This is a genomic window from Staphylococcus felis (genome assembly GCF_003012915.1).
Classification (GTDB): Bacteria; Bacillota; Bacilli; order Staphylococcales; family Staphylococcaceae; genus Staphylococcus; species Staphylococcus felis.
The window spans coordinates 1,749,459-1,767,498 of the sequence record NZ_CP027770.1; the positions used below are offsets into that span (position 1 = coordinate 1,749,459).

13 protein-coding genes are annotated in these 18,040 nt (G+C 34.7%); all 13 read left to right on the forward strand.

The window, feature by feature from the left end; all coding sequences use genetic code 11:
• The first annotated feature begins 60 nt into the window (after positions 1-60).
• The 13 genes from pnp (at position 61) to rny (ending at position 17,431) form a co-directional block, all read left to right on the forward strand.
• Complete coding sequence (gene pnp / locus C7J90_RS08170; RefSeq protein WP_103209383.1) at positions 61-2,154, forward strand: polyribonucleotide nucleotidyltransferase; 2,094 nt, start codon at positions 61-63, stop codon at positions 2,152-2,154.
• A 585-nt stretch (positions 2,155-2,739) separates the two neighbouring features.
• The gene (gene rnjB / locus C7J90_RS08175) at positions 2,740-4,413 is read left to right on the forward strand and encodes a ribonuclease J2 (protein ID WP_103209381.1); all 1,674 of its coding nucleotides are present in this window, start codon (positions 2,740-2,742) and stop codon (positions 4,411-4,413) included.
• A gap of 225 nt (positions 4,414-4,638) precedes the next feature.
• Positions 4,639-7,020, forward strand: coding sequence for a DNA translocase FtsK (locus tag C7J90_RS08180; RefSeq protein WP_103209379.1), 2,382 nt, complete (start codon positions 4,639-4,641; stop codon positions 7,018-7,020).
• Between the two features lie 3 nt (positions 7,021-7,023).
• On the forward strand, positions 7,024-7,740 hold the full coding sequence (locus C7J90_RS08185; protein WP_103209377.1) for a GntR family transcriptional regulator: 717 nt from the start codon (positions 7,024-7,026) through the stop codon (positions 7,738-7,740).
• A gap of 25 nt (positions 7,741-7,765) precedes the next feature.
• Complete coding sequence (gene yfmF / locus C7J90_RS08190; protein WP_232331974.1) at positions 7,766-9,031, forward strand: EF-P 5-aminopentanol modification-associated protein YfmF; 1,266 nt, start codon at positions 7,766-7,768, stop codon at positions 9,029-9,031.
• Complete coding sequence (gene yfmH / locus C7J90_RS08195; protein ID WP_103209375.1) at positions 9,024-10,307, forward strand: EF-P 5-aminopentanol modification-associated protein YfmH; 1,284 nt, start codon at positions 9,024-9,026, stop codon at positions 10,305-10,307. Before yfmF ends, yfmH begins: the two co-directional genes overlap by 8 nt.
• Positions 10,307-11,014, forward strand: a complete 708-nt coding sequence (ymfI, locus tag C7J90_RS08200) for an elongation factor P 5-aminopentanone reductase (protein WP_103209373.1) — start codon at positions 10,307-10,309, stop codon at positions 11,012-11,014. The genes yfmH and ymfI overlap by 1 nt, the downstream gene beginning before the upstream one ends.
• A gap of 52 nt (positions 11,015-11,066) precedes the next feature.
• A complete protein-coding gene (locus C7J90_RS08205; RefSeq protein ID WP_103209371.1) occupies positions 11,067-11,900 on the forward strand; it encodes a DUF3388 domain-containing protein in 834 nt (277 codons plus the stop codon).
• A gap of 15 nt (positions 11,901-11,915) precedes the next feature.
• On the forward strand, positions 11,916-12,308 hold the full coding sequence (locus tag C7J90_RS08210; RefSeq protein WP_103209369.1) for a helix-turn-helix domain-containing protein: 393 nt from the start codon (positions 11,916-11,918) through the stop codon (positions 12,306-12,308).
• Positions 12,309-12,347: 39 nt separating this feature from the next.
• Positions 12,348-12,935, forward strand: coding sequence for a CDP-diacylglycerol--glycerol-3-phosphate 3-phosphatidyltransferase (pgsA, locus tag C7J90_RS08215; protein WP_103209367.1), 588 nt, complete (start codon positions 12,348-12,350; stop codon positions 12,933-12,935).
• A 195-nt stretch (positions 12,936-13,130) separates the two neighbouring features.
• Positions 13,131-14,276 carry a CinA family nicotinamide mononucleotide deamidase-related protein gene (locus C7J90_RS08220; RefSeq protein ID WP_103209365.1) on the forward strand — a complete coding sequence of 382 codons (1,146 nt, stop codon included), beginning with the start codon at positions 13,131-13,133 and terminating at the stop codon, positions 14,274-14,276.
• A 161-nt stretch (positions 14,277-14,437) separates the two neighbouring features.
• Positions 14,438-15,484, forward strand: a complete 1,047-nt coding sequence (recA, locus tag C7J90_RS08225; RefSeq protein ID WP_103209364.1) for a recombinase RecA — start codon at positions 14,438-14,440, stop codon at positions 15,482-15,484.
• Between the two features lie 387 nt (positions 15,485-15,871).
• Positions 15,872-17,431 carry a ribonuclease Y gene (rny, locus tag C7J90_RS08230; protein ID WP_103209362.1) on the forward strand — a complete coding sequence of 520 codons (1,560 nt, stop codon included), beginning with the start codon at positions 15,872-15,874 and terminating at the stop codon, positions 17,429-17,431.
• Positions 17,432-18,040: the final 609 nt, after the last annotated feature.

Genomic DNA, 18,040 nt, shown 5'->3' on the forward strand with positions numbered 1-18,040 from the left:
GATATAATATTTAGAGAAACAAGCTACGAAATGTTTAAACAGTAGGAGAGGAGATTAATCATGTCTCAAGAAAAAAAGGTATTTAAAACGGAGTGGGCGAACCAACCGTTAACAATAGAAACGGGACAGTTAGCGAAACAAGCTAACGGTGCTGCATTAGTACGTTATGGTGATACAGTTGTACTTTCGACTGCTACTGCCTCTAAAGAACCGAGAGACGGTGACTTTTTCCCGTTAACCGTAAATTATGAAGAAAAAATGTATGCAGCAGGTAAAATTCCAGGTGGATTTAAAAAAAGAGAGGGGCGTCCAGGTGATGATGCGACATTAACGGCACGTTTAATTGACCGTCCTATTCGTCCGTTATTTCCAGATGGTTATCGTCATGATGTGCAAATCATGAATATTGTATTGAGCGCTGATCCAAATTGCTCTCCAGAAATGGCAGCTATGATTGGTTCATCAGTTGCGTTAAGTGTCTCAGATATTCCTTTCCAAGGCCCAATTGCAGGGGTCAATGTTGGATATGTTGACGGACAATATGTGATTAATCCTAATTTAGAGCAAAAAGAAAAATCACGCTTAGATTTAGAGGTTGCTGGACATAAAGATGCTGTGAATATGGTTGAAGCAGGAGCAAGTGAAATTTCTGAAGCTGAAATGTTAGAAGCCATCTTCTTTGGACATGAAGAGATTAAACGTTTATGTGCTTTTCAAGAAGAGATTATTGCGCATTTAAAACCTGAAAAGCAAGAGTTTGTTCCTGTCGAAAAGAACCAATCACTCATTGATGAAGTAACAAACTTAACAGAAGAGAAGCAATTAAAAGCTGCAATACAAACGTTTGATAAAAAAGAACGTGAATATAACATTGAAACGATAAAACAAGATATTTTATCAAAATATGAAAATGAAGATGATGAAGAAAATGAAGCACTATTATCTGAAGTGAGTCAAATTGTAGATAGCTTAGTTAAAGAAGAAGTAAGACGATTAATTGCGGATGAAAAAGTACGTCCAGATGGTCGTAAGCCTGATGAAATTAGACCGTTATCTTCTGAAGTAGGCTTATTACCAAGAACACATGGATCTGGTTTATTCACACGTGGTCAAACACAAGCTTTATCTGTGTTAACGTTAGGTTCTATTTCAGAGTATCAAATTATTGATGGCTTAGGTGAAGAAGAACAAAAACGATTTATGCACCATTATAATTTCCCTAATTTCTCAGTAGGTGAAACAGGGCCTGTACGTGCACCAGGACGTCGTGAAATTGGACACGGTGCACTAGGGGAACGTGCTTTGAAATATATTATTCCAGACGAAAAAACGTTTCCATACACTGTTCGTATCGTAAGTGAAGTACTTGAATCAAACGGTTCATCATCACAAGCATCTATTTGTGGCTCAACACTTGCTTTAATGGATGCAGGTGTGCCAATTAAAGCGCCTGTTGCAGGTATTGCGATGGGATTAGTGACACGTGATGAAAGCTATACGATTTTAACAGATATTCAAGGCATGGAAGATGCTTTAGGTGATATGGACTTCAAAGTGGCAGGTACTAAAGACGGTATTACTGCGATTCAAATGGATATTAAGATTGACGGTCTTACTAGAGAGGTCATAGAAGAGGCGTTAGAACAAGCTAGAGTCGGTCGACTTGCAATATTAGATCATATGCTTGCAACAATTGATCAACCACGTAAAGAATTAAGCGCATATGCGCCGAAAGTTGAAGTTTTGATAATCAAGCCTGAAAAAATTCGCGATGTCATTGGTCCAGGTGGTAAACAAATCAATGAAATTATTGACGCAACGGGTGTTAAGTTAGATATTGAACAAGATGGTACGGTTTATATAGGTTCAACTGAACAAGAAATGATTAACCAAGCACGTCAATGGATTGAAAGTATCGTGCGTGAGGCTGAAGTAGGCCAAGTTTATGACGCAACTGTTAAACGTATTGAAAAATTCGGTGCATTTGTTGAATTGTTCAAAGGTAAAGATGCATTAGTACACATATCTCAAATTGCAAATGAACGAATTCAAAAAGTAGAAGATGTTTTAAAAATTGGAGATACGCTTAAAGTGAAGGTAACTGAAATCGACAAACAAGGTCGTGTTAATGCTTCTCATAAAGTGTTGCTATAAATGAATGGTTACTATACGCAAGGTTGAAAAGCACTTATTATTAAAGTTAATGTTGTAAAGAGACAAATGTACGAGTGCATTTGTCGCTAAAAGGTGGGATATACATCCCAAAATAAATAGTGCTAAGATGATTTTTAATAAAAATGCGTCTTAGCGCTTCTTTTATGATAAAGCTTCGTATGATATGACTTCGCTTTCCTAGGGGACAGCCTCAGTGGCTAGTCTTATTCCCTAAGGAGTTGCCATCAATACATCGTTTATGCATAGCATTAAAGGAAAAACTTCGAGATGTTTCGTAAATTCTTGCGAAAACCTTGAAGTTTTTTCGATTACTAAGATATTTATATCCCATCCCCTTTTTTATAATGATGTCTTGTGAGTAACAGGAAATATTTGAATGATGGTAGTGACGTTATCCAACTGTATGTTAAATTTCTATTTAAAAATGTTTTTACGCTTTCTAATAAAAATCAGAGTATGTTTCAGGCTACTGATGACTTTAATAGTGTACAGACTACATTATTTCAACTATAATAAAACATGAATGTACAATGGACGGGCTATATTTAATTAGGAGGTAAAGTTTTGAATTTAGTAAAAAAGAAAAATAAAAATATTCGTATTATACCACTTGGTGGTGTAGGCGAAATTGCGAAAAATATGTATATTGTTGAAGTCGATGATGAAATGTTTATGTTAGATGCTGGGCTAATGTTCCCTGAAGATGAGATGTTAGGTGTCGATATTGTTATTCCTGATATCCAGTATGTGTTAGAACATAAACACAAAATTAAAGGGATCTTTTTAACACATGGCCATGAGCATGCAATTGGAGCAGTTTCGTACGTGCTTGAACAAATTGATGCACCTGTCTATGGTTCTAAACTGACTATTGGCCTTGTTAAAGAAAGTTTAAAAGCGCGTAAAATCGATAAAAAAATTCGCTATTATGTTGTGAATAATGAATCAGTGATGCGATTTAAAGGTGTAAACGTCACATTCTTTAATACAACGCATAGTATTCCTGATAGTTTAGGCGTATGTATCCATACGTCCTACGGTGCGATTGTGTATACTGGTGAATTTAAGTTTGATCAAAGTTTACACGGGCATTATGCACCTGACTTAAAGAAAATGACAGAAATTGGAGAAGCTAGTGTTTTTGCTCTATTAAGTGATTCGACTGAAGCTGAAAAGCCGGGGTACAATACACCTGAAAATGTTATTGAAAGCCATATGTTTGATGCGTTTACAAAAGTAAGAGGACGATTAATTGTTTCATGTTATGCATCTAACTTTATACGTATTCAACAAGTCTTAAATATTGCGAGCAAGTTAAATCGTAAAGTATCGTTTTTAGGACGTTCATTGGAAAGTTCATTCAATATTGCTCGTAAAATGGGTTACTTCAATATACCTAAAGATTTATTAATTCCAATCACTGAAGTTGAAAATTATCCGAACAATGAGGTTATTATTATTGCGACAGGTACACAGGGTGAGCCTATTGAAGCATTAAGTCAAATGGCAAGACAAAAACATAAAATCATGAATATTCAAAAGGGAGATTCGGTCTTTTTAGCGATAACTGCTTCGGCTAATATGGAAGTGATTATCGGGAATACCTTAAATGAACTTGTCCGTGCAGGAGCACATATACTCCCTAATAATAAAAAGATACACGCCTCAAGCCACGGTTGCATGGAAGAGCTTAAGATGATGCTTAATATTATGAAGCCCGAGTATTTCATCCCTGTCCAAGGAGAGTTTAAAATGCAAATCGCACATGCTAAATTAGCGAGCGAGAGTGGTGTAGCACCTGAAAAGATATTTTTAGCTGAGTCGGGTGATGTCATTAACTTTGATGGTACAGACATGTTATTAAATGAAAAGGTGCATGCAGGTAATGTTTTAATTGATGGTATCGGTGTAGGTGATGTCGGCAACATCGTCTTAAGAGATCGTCATTTATTAGCAGAAGACGGTATCTTCATTGCTGTCGTTACATTAGATCCAAAAAACAAACGTATTGCTGCAGGACCTGAAATTCAATCACGAGGTTTCGTTTATGTACGTGAGAGTGAAGCGTTACTAAAAGAAGCAGAAGAAAAGGTTCGTGAAATTGTAGAAGCGGGATTACAAGAGAAGCGTATCGAATGGTCAGAAATAAAGCAAAATATGCGAGACCAAATTAGTAAATTATTGTTTGAGAGTACAAAACGTCGTCCGATGATTATACCAGTTATATCAGAAATATAAAAAGCAATAAACTGGCTATTGAGGGTGTGGAATAGCAACCATACATTGATTGTTTATCATTTCAATGAAAACATGATATGTTGATGTGTCCACACCTTCATGTTTTGTTTAGTATAGACCATATGGCGATAAACTATGAAACGAATCTTACTCTTTATGATAATGGTTTAAAGGGAAGATTCGCTTTTTTACATATTAAGTTAAGAAAGAAGAAGGTGACAATGAATGCCGAAAGCGAAAAAGCGTAATACGAAAAGTGCACGTGGTAAAAAGCGTTCATCTAATAAGAAGAATAATGAGACTCCATTGCGTTTCGGATTGGCAATCATTTTTGTAGTCCTTTTAATGTTAGGTATTTTTCAATTAGGTATCGTTGGTATTGGAATAGATAGCTTTTTCAATTATTTATTTGGATGGGCACGTTATTTAGTTTATGTCTTATTTATGTTAGCGATTGGATTTCTTGCATATAATGGTAAGTTGCCTAAAACAAGACGATTGACTGGATCAATCTTTTTAGCTATTGCTTTATTATTTGTATTTCAGCTTTACTATTTATTAATGAGTGGAGAGCAGGCTAAACGTGAGCCAGTTTTATCGTATGTATATAAAAGTTATCAACTTTCCTATTTCCCTAATTTTGGAGGGGGATTATTTGGGTATTATTTAGTAGAGTTACTTACACCATTAATCTCAATTGCTGGTGTGGTACTTGTGACTCTTCTTTTATTGATTTCAAGTGTGATACTACTTCAGAAAAAAAGACATCGAGATGTGTCGAAGTCTGTGTTTGAAAAATCGAAAAGCCGAATGTTCAAAGCATATACTTCATATCATACACATAGTGAAAAACGAAAATTGAAGCGCAATGAGAAACGTGAATTAAAAAGACAACAACAAGAGCAACAACCTAAAAATGTATCAGACTTTCCAGAAATACCTATGAATGATGCTGATCATGATGTTTCTGATTTCCCTAATATACCGATTTTCAATTCTAAGGATCATTATGATGCTACATCTCAATCTGAAGCTGAAACAGATACAATTTCAGACCAAAAAATAAAAGCAACACCTTCTGATACCCGACAAACTAAGCGTCCAAGCATCAATGATAACAAGCAAGATCATTCTAAAGTGCCTCAATCTCAAAATGAAGGAACAATTGCTGAAGCAGGCGAAATTGAAAATCAATCATATCAGCTTCCACCATTAACATTACTGAATGATCCTAAAAAGCAAACGACAACTTCAAAAGCTGAAGTTCAACGTAAAGGCAAACTTTTAGAAACAACACTCACTAATTTTGGTGTTAAAGCTAAAGTGACGCAAATCAAAATTGGTCCTGCTGTTACGCAATATGAGGTTCAACCAGCCCAAGGTGTGAAAGTGAGTCGTATTGTTAATTTGCATAGTGATTTAGCTTTGGCTCTAGCAGCTAAAGATATACGTATTGAAGCACCAATACCAGGGAAGTCAGCAGTAGGGATTGAAGTGCCGAATTCAAAGATTTCTTTAGTTACATTGAAAGAAGTATTAGATGAAAAATTCCCTACTCAAAACAAGCTTGAAGTGGCTTTGGGAAGAGATATTTCTGGCGAGCCGATAACTGCTGAATTGAATAAAATGCCACATCTACTCGTAGCTGGGTCGACAGGAAGTGGGAAATCAGTGTGTATCAATGGCATCATTACAAGTATTTTACTTAATGCCAAACCGCATGAAGTCAAATTAATGATGATTGACCCCAAAATGGTTGAACTCAATGTGTACAATGGTATTCCTCACTTACTCACACCTGTAGTTACAAATCCTCACAAAGCATCACAAGCATTAGAAAAAGTTGTAAGTGAAATGGAACGCCGATATGATTTATTCCAGCACTCTGGCACACGCAATATTGAAGGTTATAATGCATTTTTAAAAGTCAAAAATCAAGAATTAGACGAAAAAGAGCCGCTTTTACCTTATATTGTAGTTATTGTGGATGAGTTAGCAGACTTGATGATGGTTGCAGGAAAAGATGTCGAAACAGCGATTACGCGTATTACACAAATGGCACGTGCAGCAGGGATACATCTTATTATAGCTACACAACGTCCGTCTGTAGATGTAATTACAGGATTGATAAAAAATAATATCCCATCAAGAATTGCATTTGCTGTAAGTTCACAAACCGATTCGAGAACGATTATTGATAGTGGTGGTGCAGAGAAATTATTAGGTAAAGGTGATATGCTATTCGTTAAAAACGGAGGATCTTCCAGAACACGTGTACAAGGTGCATTTTTAAGTGATAATGAAGTCCAAAAAGTAGTTGATTATGTAGTACAACAACAAAGAGCCAATTATGTAAAAGAGATGGAGCCTGATGCTCAAACAGATCAATCACAATCTGATAGCGACGATCCTTTATACCATGAAGCATACTTATTTGTTGTTGAAAAACAAAAGGCAAGTACTTCTTTGTTACAAAGACAATTTAGAATAGGCTACAATCGTGCTTCAAGAATTATGGATGATTTAGAAGCAAACCAAGTGATAGGTCCACAAAAAGGAAGTAAACCAAGACAAGTATTAGTTGATTTTAATGAAGGAGAGGTTTAATTCATGTCTGTAAACTTAAATATTAATAAAGTAAAAGACTGGATTCTTAAAGGCATAGAGGCTGAACAAATCAAACCTGGTGAATCTTTACCAGGTTTATTAGAATTAGCCCGAACGTGTGAGGTTTCAATTGATGAGGTTCAAGAAGCGATTCGTGAATTGGTAACTGAACAAATCATCACTGAAAATTTTGAAGAAGGTGCGAGTGTTAAAATACCTCAGCCATTTTTCTATCCTTTAGATGAACTCATGAGCATTGGGAGAATGATTTCTGAAAAAGGTTATAAGCATGGTACAATCTTTTTGAGTTTAGCAGAAGAAGTGGCATCACATGAAGATACCAAATTGATGAACCTCGCTTCCAATACTAAAATAACAGTCATTGAACGTATTCGTACTGCAAATAATAGCCCAGTAGTGTATTGTCTTGATAAAGTAAATGCTAACATTCTTGAACATTTTGGTGGACATGATCAACAGATGTCGATTTTAAAGGCCATTGAGGCAGTGACAGAAAAAGAAATTGCATATGCAGAAACTGAAATTGAATCAATTAGTTATGAGCCGTATATTTCTGAGACACTTAACGCAGATCCGAAAGACGGTTTAATGTTATTAAAGCAAATTCATTATACGAAAGATGGCGCACCTATTTTGTATTCGCTAAATTATTTTAAAAGTAGTCTTGTGAAGTTTCGCACGATTAGAAAACGTCTATAAATATTAAGAATAAGGAGGAGATTATTTGTTAAATCATAAAAATTCAAAAAATAGTAATATACGCGTTTATCAAACAAATAAATTTAAAACAGCAACGATAACGTTTAAGTTTATGGCACCGTTAGACACCCAAACAATGACAAAACGTTCACTACTAAGTAAGTTATTAGTCAGGGCAACAAAGAAATATCCGACTGATAAGTCACTCAATCAATACTTGTCGAAATTATATGGTGCCTATCTAAACAGTTACGTTTCTAAATTCAAGGACAGACATGTGATTACGATCGCCTTAGAAATTGTCAATGAGCGATATCTCCTTGATGATGAACCTTTATTAGAAAAAGGTATAGCACTTTTAAAAGAAGTAATATTGAATCCACTCATAATCAATGAGTCATTTGATGAAACGTACGTTAGGCAAGAAAAAAGTTTATTAAAGAAAAAATTAGCAGCATTAGAAGATAACAAATCGCAAATTGCATTTATACGATTACTTAAACATATGTTTGGAGACCACCCATATCGTTATATGGCAGCAGGGGAACTTAACATGATTGATGATGTAACTGCTTCAGATATTTTTGAAACATATATGTCAATGCTTGAAAATGATTATTGTTCAGTTTACATAGTAGGTAATGTGGATCAGGCTACTGCAACAAAACATATTGAGTCAGAGTTTAATGTTAAACCATTTACATATGAAACTATTCAATTCAAAGAAACTGCGCCGCAACATCAAACGCCAAATGAAATTATAGAAACAGACGATGTTGACCAAGCCAAACTAAATATGGGTTTTCGATTTAATACGTCTATGGGACATCCGGATTTTTATGCACTTGTTGTGTTTAACATGATGTTTGGTGGTGATCCATCATCAGTACTTTTTAATGAAGTGCGTGAACAAAAAAGTTTAGCATATTCTATACATTCTCAAATTGATGGTAAGAATGGGTTTTTATTTGTGACAAGTGGTGTATCGACGAAAGAGTATGTTTTAGCTAAAGATACGATAATTGAAGCATTTGAGAAGTTTAGACAAGGCCAGTTTTCAGATGAACAGTTGAATCTTGCTAAAAAAATTATTTTGTCACACCGTAAAGAAGGTAAAGACAGACCGAAAAGTATTACTGAGATGATGCATAATCAAATTTTAATGACTTTAGATGAACCGTTTGAAACAAAAATTTCAAACGTTTCTAAAAAAGATATCCAAAGAATATGTACTGAAGCAATTATAGATACAACATATATTTTAACAAAGCGTGGTGAAGCGAATGCGTAAAGCACACTATGAGCAAATAGACGAAACAGTATATCAAGCAACGCTAGATAATGGATTAAACGTATTTATTATTCCAAAACGTGATTTTCAAAAAACTTTTGTGACGTATACGACGCAGTTTGGTTCGTTAGACTCTAAATTTAAACCACATCAGTCTGATGATTTTGTAACAGTGCCAGATGGTGTTGCTCATTTTCTAGAGCATAAGCTTTTTGAAAAGGAAGAAGTGGACTTATTTACAGAATTTGCCGAACATGACGCACAGGTTAATGCATTTACAACATTTGACCGTACAAGCTACCTCTTTAGTGCAACAAATCATATTCATGATAATATCATACGTTTATTAAATATGGTTGAGACGCCCTATTTCACGGAAGAATCAGTGGAAAAAGAAAAAGGCATTATCGCTGAAGAAATCAAAATGTATCAAGAACAACCAGGATACCGACTGATGTTTAATACGCTCAAAGGGTTATATCACCAGCATCCTGTTAAAGTAGATATAGCTGGTAGTGTTGAGAGTATTTATGAAATCACGAAAGAGGATTTGTATTTGTGTTACAAAACATTTTATCATCCTTCAAACATGGTACTATTTGTTGTTGGTGATGTTGATCCAACTCAAATATATGAACTCGTAAAGGCCCATGAAGATAAGCGTCAAATTACAGCACAACCAGATATTGTAAGAGATGCTTTAGCAGAGCCTTCGCATATCGAAGAACCCTATATTTCAGAATCAATGACCTTACAATCTTCGCGGCTAATGTTAGGTTTTAAAAATAAATTATATGACCTGACAGATTATCAACGTGTTAAAGAAGATATCGAACTGTCATTCTTTTTTGAAATGATTTATGGTGAAGAAACTGAATTTTATCAAGACTTACTCAATGATGAATTAATCGATGATACATTTAGTTATCAAACTGTTGTAGAGCCTTCGTATAGTTTTTCATTAATGACATCAGCAACTACTGATATTGATCAACTTAAAGCGCGTCTATTAACTGAATTAGACAACAAGCTTGGTCGGTTAAATGATCAAGAAGCATTTGATTTATTAAAGCGTCAGTTTATAGGTGAGTATATTTCAAGTCTTAATGCACCAGAGTATATTGCAAATCAATATACTAAATTTTATTTTGACGGGGTTAGTTTATTTGAATTATTAAATATCGTTGATGAAATCTCATTAGAAAGTTTAAATCAAACGGCACTAAAACGTATAGATTTAAATGAGATGGTAGATAGTCGATTGGAGATGAAATAGTGGCAAAAGCTCTTGTAGTTGGTGGTTCGGGAACGATAGGTCGTGCGATTACGCAGGACCTTCTTTCTTATGGATATGAAGTGATTATAACCTATTATCAAACGCCTATTGAAACATTGCAGACCCTTTATGAAAACCAGCCCGTTCAATTTATCAAAATGGATGCCTCATGTGTTATTGATTTAAATGAAACATTTCAACATATTCAAAATATTGATGTATTAGTTTATGCGAGTGGTAAAAGTCATTTTAGTTTACTTCAAGATGTTAAAGATGATGATATACATGAAGCATATATGATTCATGTCTTTAATTTGATTAAAGTAACACAATATTTTATTTCGCAATTAATGGCAAGTGAAGCGGGTCGTATCATTGTAATTTCATCTATATGGGGTGAGATGGGAGCTAGTATGGAGTCGATTTATTCAACTATGAAGGCGGCGCAAATTGGTTTTGTTAAAGCACTGAGTCAAGAACTTGTTAAAACAAATGTAACGATAAATGCTATTGCGCCTGGTGCTGTAGAAGGGGCAATGACCAATGCTTTAGCTACAGAGGATTACCATACATTATTAGAGGCGTTACCACAAAATAGACTCATACAGCCAAATGAAATTGCACATGTCACACGTTACTTATTATCTAAACAGGCAAAAAGCATTACTGGTACAGTACAAAGGATTAATGGTGGATGGTATTTATAATTTGTTATAATAAATACAAATCTATCATTTGAAACTAAAGGGGTGACGATGGATGATACAAAGGGAAAAAAAAGAGTGGTATTTAGAATATAACATCAATATCAATCGCGAAGGTTTATTAGGTGATGTGTCAAGTTTATTAGGTATGATGGGAATTAATATCGGTGCAATTAATGGTATCGATAAATCGATAAGAGCTTTTATAATCAAGTCAGATAATCATGAAAAAGTCAAACGATTTGAGACATTACTAAAAGAAATTGATGATATTTCATTGCGTGTTTTACGTGAACCTGAACTAAAAGATCGTCTTGCAGTTAGACATGGTCGTTTTGTAAAGCAAGATAAACATAATAAAAAAATTTTTCGTTTTGAACGGGATGATTTAGGATTATTAGTTGATTTTATGGCTGAGATTTTCAAAGAGGATGGCCATAAATTAATTGGCATACGAGGAATGCCACGTGTCGGTAAAACGGAATCAATTGTTGCAGGCAGTGTCTCAGCGCATAAAAAATGGTTGTTTATTAGTTCGACGCTTATTAAACAAACAGTCAGAAGTTCGCTGATTAAGGGAGAATATGATAAAAACCACGTTTATATTATTGACGGAGCAGTTACTGCACGTGAACGAAATCCAAAGCATCAACAACTTGTTAATGAAGTAATGACACTGCCTTCAGTCAAAGTAGTTGAACATCCAGATTTGTTTGTTGAGACGAGTGATTATATTATGGATGATTTTGATTATATTATTGAGTTAAGGGCTGAAGAAAACCAAGAAATTGAATACGATGAGATGAAACAAAAAACGGTAAAAAGTAAAAATAATCTAGATTTCGGTGACCCTTTTGGAGGGTTTGGAGATGGATTTGGATCGTTTTAGAAGGAGTGATGTACTTTGAAGTTAATTGGCGAAGTTTTAAAAGGAAAAAGGGAACGACTAGGAATGACACTTAATGAACTGGAAAAACGTACGCATATTCAAAGGCACGTGCTTATGAGTATCGAAAAAAATGAATTTGAAATATTGAATCATCCTGAATATGTCCGAGGATTTATTAAAAAATATGCACAAGTCGTTAACACAGACAGTCAGCATTTGTTAGAACAACATCAAGAAGAGCTTCCCGCTATTCATAAAAGTGCACAAGAAGCGTTAGTGCAATTGTCAAATCAAAGTACATTAACGAATCAAACTGAAGACAATCAAGCTAAACAATTAAGTTTAATTTTAATTATCTTTTTTGTAGTAACAGCAGTATTTTGGGGGCTACTCACATTTATGTTATAATATAATAATATGTAAAAGATATTGAAAAGAGGAAAAAACATGAATATACCTAATCAAATAACACTATTTCGTGTCATTTTAATTCCACTTTTTATGTTATTTGCATTAGTTGATTTTGGTTTTGGTCAAGTGCAAATATTGGATGGACAATCTGTACGTCTGGAGTTTTTAATCAGTGGTATTATTTTTATAGTAGCTTCATTAAGTGATTTTGTTGATGGATATCTTGCGCGTAAGTGGCAACTGGTTACGAATATGGGGAAATTTCTAGATCCGTTAGCTGATAAGTTATTAGTTTCTGCAGCATTAATTGTTTTAGTAGAACTGCAATTGACAAGTTCAGTTGTTGCAATCATTATTATTGCAAGAGAATTTGCGGTAACTGGTTTAAGACTTTTACAAATTGAACAAGGCTTTGTGAGTGCAGCAGGTCAACTTGGTAAAGTGAAAACAGCTGTTACAATGGTTGCATTAATTTTCATTTTATTAGGGGAACCATTGAGTCAGTGGCTTGGATTGTCATTAGGTCAAATTTTATTATACGTAGGGGTGTTCTTTACTGTTTTATCAGGAATTGAATATTTCTATAAAGGTAAAGACGTATTTTTAAAAGATAAGCAAGCATAGTTTTTGAATATGAAAAGGTTGGGATGAAAGCATTTAGGATTAGAGTAGAACGAAATGATTTAACCATTCAAATCTGATGTTCTATTGTATATCCTGCTTTTGGGAACTATTAAATGGTTTCCCAGAGTATGATTGCTTTATATCCTAACCCTTTTATTTTATGATTTGTCTATTTATTGAAAGTGAGGGACAAATATGGACGTATGTATTATAGCTGTAGGTTCTGAATTATTACTAGGTCAAATTACAAATACAAATGCGCAATATTTATCAAAGAAATTGAATGAAGCGGGGTATCATGTTAAAAAGCACATTGTTGTGGGAGATAACAAAGCGCGCTTAACACAAGTGTCAAAGAATGCGTTAGAGCAATTCGACATAATCATTTACACTGGCGGACTTGGGCCAACAAAAGATGATTTGACGAAACAAACGATTGCCAAAATGTTAAATAAGTCCTTAGTGATGGATTCAGAGGCACTTATTTATATAGAACGCTATTTTAAAGCTCAAGGTAAAGTCATGACACCTAACAATAAGCAACAAGCATTAGTCATTGAAGGTGCACACGTTTTAAAGAATAAAGTAGGAATGGCACCTGGTATATTTGTAGAATATGGAAATAAAGCAATCGTCATGCTACCGGGACCACCTAAAGAGATGAAGCCCATGGTCGATTATGAATTGATGCCTTTATTGTATCAAGAAGACCAAACAATTTATTCAGAGGTGTTAAGGTTTTGTGGTATAGGTGAATCACAAATTGAAACGGAGCTTATAGATTTGATAGAAGCCCAGGACAATCCAACTATCGCCCCGTTAGCAGGTGCACATGAAGTGACAATTCGTTTAACTGCGGATGGAAGAACTGTAGAAGACTGTCAGAGGCTCATTCGTCCCATTAAAGAAGAAATATTAAACCGCGTAGGTCGATACTACTATGGCTTGAATGATATGACTCCAGAGAGAGCTGTAATGAATAGACAAAAGCATAGTATTGCAATTTATGATGGCGTTACACAAGGATTATTATATTCAAGGTTAAAAACGGAAGACATCAATAATCATTTGAAAGGGTATCTTATTGATCATGATATTTATTTAAATCATCAACGTCCTATTCAGCAGCAATTACAATATAGTGTCGCATTAGTACAACAATTATTTAATACGTCTCAAGCGATTACGATTCTCTCAAACGGGAATAATATTCATGTCGGTTTTTTATCTCATGATCAATATTTTGAATGTCAATTTAAAATGAGCGATGAACGCCAATTAAAGCGAGATAGAAGTCAAAATTATGTTCTTATAGAATGGCTAAACTGGCTTAAATCATAAATGAAATAGGTATTAAAATAACTTTTCGGAAGTACGTGTGTTCGATATTTTTAGATTTTGATTTTGTAAAATACGAACAAATATTCGTAAAAAAGTTGTAATTGTCATGAATGTCGTGTATAGTTAAATTAAGTTAAAATCGAATTGTAGGAGGTCCTAGATTGGATAACGAACGTCAAAAAGCATTAGATACAGTAATTAAAAATATGGAAAAATCATTTGGTAAAGGTGCAGTCATGAAACTCGGTGACAATAAAGATAGACGTGTATCAAGTGTATCAAGTGGTTCTGTTACATTAGACCATGCACTCGGTGTTGGTGGCTACCCGAAAGGCCGTATTATAGAGGTGTATGGTCCAGAAAGTTCAGGTAAAACTACGGTTGCATTACATGCCATTGCCGAAGTACAAAAAAATGGTGGGGTGGCTGCATTTATTGATGCAGAACATGCGCTTGACCCAGTGTATGCTGAAGCATTAGGTGTCGACATTAATAATTTATATTTGTCACAACCCGATCATGGTGAACAGGGGCTTGAGATTGCTGAAGCATTTGTACGTAGTGGAGCGGTAGATATCGTTATTGTCGATTCAGTTGCAGCACTTACACCAAAAGCCGAAATTGAAGGTGAAATGGGAGATACGCATGTAGGTTTACAAGCGCGATTAATGTCACAAGCGCTAAGAAAGTTATCAGCAGCTATCTCAAAGTCTAAAACGACAGCCATCTTTATTAACCAAATTCGTGAAAAAGTAGGGGTAATGTTCGGAAATCCGGAGACGACGCCTGGTGGACGAGCTTTAAAATTCTATAGTTCAGTACGTTTAGAAGTACGTCGTGCAGAACAACTTAAGCAAGGTCAAGACATTGTAGGTAACCGTACAAAAATAAAAGTAGTTAAAAACAAAGTGGCACCACCATTCAAAGTAGCTGAAGTTGACATTATGTATGGTAAGGGTATTTCACGTGAAGGTGAACTTATAGATTTAGGTGTACAATATGATATTGTAGATAAGTCTGGTGCTTGGTACTCTTATAACGGTGAACGCATGGGACAAGGTAAAGAAAACGTGAAACAATTTTTAAGTGACAATCCTCAAATTGAAAATGCAATTGATCGTCAATTACGTGAAAAATTAGGTATTTTTGATGGAGATGTAGAAGAGTCCCACCCTTCAGAAGAAGCACAAACATTATTTGACGAGTAATAAATTGTGTTTCAGTAAAATAAAATGTGAAGCAGACAAAGCGTCTCATAATCTAGACGGCTTTGCTGCTTTTTTAATGTCATTAAACTAGAAACATTAGATAACCTTTATCTACTCTTTAAATTTTCAGTAAAGACATTAACATGTGTAACTAAATATTAAAAGATGAAGGGTTTTTACTACTGAAATTGAAAAAATAGAAAAAATACGACAATAAGTTAAGTTATAAATGATTGATGGCAACATTTTAACACATTGCTGTCAGAAACCTTGATTTTTAACCTTTCAAACCGTACAATTGAAGTTGTATGATTCTTATTTAATTCATATAATCATATAAATTGTTATTGATATACAGAAGAAATCCTAGAAAAAGGAGGTGTTTGTGTGAATTTATTAAGCCTCTTACTCATTTTGTTGGGTATTATTCTAGGAGTTGTTGTTGGGTACTTTATCGCCCAAAATTTGATTCATCAAAAGTTAATGCAGGCCAAAAGTACTGCTAGAGATATTATTGAGCAAGCCAATAAAGAAGCAGAAAATCTCAAAAAAGAGAAACTCATAGAAGCAAAAGAAGAAAATCAATTGCTTCGTGAACGTTCAGAAAGTGAACTTAGAGAAAGACGTGGCGAGCTACAAAAACAAGAGTCCCGACTTCTTCAAAGAGAGGAAAACCTTGACCGAAAATCTGATCTGTTAGATAAAAAGGATGAGATTTTAGAAGAAAAGGAATCTAAACTTGAAGAAAGACAACAACAAGTAGATATAAAAGAGAGTAGTGTTCAATCTATAATAATGAAGCACGAACAAGAATTAGAACGCATCTCCGGTCTTACGCAAGAAGAAGCACGTGAGGAACAATTTTCACGTGTTGAAGAAGAATTGTCACAAGATATTGCAGTTTTAGTGAAAGAAAAAGAACGAGAAGCAAAAGAAAAAGTGAACCAAAAAGCAAAAGAACTTTTAGCTACTGTCGTTCAACGTTTTGCTGCTGATCATACGTCTGAATCTACTGTATCAGTCGTTAATTTACCTAATGATGAAATGAAAGGACGTATTATTGGTCGAGAAGGACGCAATATCCGTACCCTCGAAACATTAACAGGTATAGATTTAATCATTGATGATACACCTGAAGCAGTTATTCTTTCTGGGTTTGATCCAGTAAGACGAGAAATTGCAAAAACAGCTTTAATTAATTTAGTTTCGGATGGAAGAATTCATCCAGGACGTATAGAAGATATGGTTGAAAAAGCACGTAAAGAAGTTGATGAAATTATTAGAGAAGCAGGAGAGAATGCAACATTTGAATTAAATATTCATAATATGCATCCTGACTTAGTTAAAATTTTAGGACGTATGCATTATAGAACGAGCTATGGTCAAAATGTTTTAAAACATTCAATTGAGGTTGCATATCTGTCAGGTATGCTTGCTGCAGAATTGAACGAAGATGTCGCGTTGGCTAAACGAGCAGGTTTACTTCATGATATTGGCAAAGCAATTGACCATGAGGTAGAGGGTAGTCACGTTGAAATTGGTGTTGAGCTTGCTCAAAAATACAATGAACCTGAAACAGTGATTAATGCTATTCACTCACATCATGGTGACGTAGAGCCAACTTCAATTATATCTATCCTAGTAGCAGCAGCGGATGCATTATCAGCTGCGCGTCCAGGTGCTCGTAAAGAAACTTTAGAAAACTATATTAAGCGTTTAGAACGTCTTGAAGCAATTTCTGAGAACTACGATGGTGTTGAAAAAGCTTATGCAATTCAAGCAGGTCGAGAAATACGAGTTATCGTATCACCTGATAATATTGATGATTTAAAGGCACATCGTTTAGCTCGAGATATTAAAAATCAAATAGAAGATGAACTACAATATCCTGGTCATATTAAGGTGACAGTTGTTCGTGAGACGAGAGCAATTGAATATGCAAAATAAAAGGTAAAATGATAAGGTTAGAATAAAAAGTTTGAGTCGGACTATGATTAATTCGCTCAGGCGTTTATTCTAACCTTTTTAGGTTTATCAGGTCTATAATAAATCGGACTGGTGTATAAATAATTTCATTTATTTGATTGTTCCATAAAGCCTCGCTTTTCTAGGCGCCTCACCTCAACTCATTTTAAGATTGAACTTACCCAATCTTAAAATGGATTTTCGGTTACGGCAAGATGCCTCAGAAGTCTCGGCTTAGGAATCAATCAAATGTGCTATATTTATTCACACCCTTAAGTTATAAAGTATGTTTTACCAACTCAATTTTACTGATTTATGTTGTATTAAAAGAGGCATTAATGTTCAAGACTTTATGATCACACAACGAAAAAGGAGTTAAGCAATCCATTATTGCATAACGCCTTAATTTAATGCGACCAGTCCAATTTGACTGAGAGCCTAATAAACCGGGTTGGTTGAATGTTGAATCATGCATTTCATCAGTCCGGTTATTTTAATGACTGAACTTTTTCTTTTAATTTAGATAAGGATACGAAAGTGTCTTGTTTTAAGGATAACAGTGAGTTATGACATGCATACACGACGTATTGA

What these genes read in the sequence shown, in the direction of transcription:
- pgsA (WP_103209367.1), top strand. Translation starts at nt 12,348, where the DNA reads ATGAATATACCTAATCAAATAACACTATTTCGTGTCATTTTAATTCCA.
- C7J90_RS08185 (WP_103209377.1), top strand. Translation starts at nt 7,024, where the DNA reads ATGTCTGTAAACTTAAATATTAATAAAGTAAAAGACTGGATTCTTAAA.
- C7J90_RS08220 (WP_103209365.1), top strand. Translation starts at nt 13,131, where the DNA reads ATGGACGTATGTATTATAGCTGTAGGTTCTGAATTATTACTAGGTCAA.
- C7J90_RS08180 (WP_103209379.1), top strand. Translation starts at nt 4,639, where the DNA reads ATGCCGAAAGCGAAAAAGCGTAATACGAAAAGTGCACGTGGTAAAAAG.
- yfmH (WP_103209375.1), top strand. Translation starts at nt 9,024, where the DNA reads ATGCGTAAAGCACACTATGAGCAAATAGACGAAACAGTATATCAAGCA.
- C7J90_RS08205 (WP_103209371.1), top strand. Translation starts at nt 11,067, where the DNA reads ATGATACAAAGGGAAAAAAAAGAGTGGTATTTAGAATATAACATCAAT.
- pnp (WP_103209383.1), top strand. Translation starts at nt 61, where the DNA reads ATGTCTCAAGAAAAAAAGGTATTTAAAACGGAGTGGGCGAACCAACCG.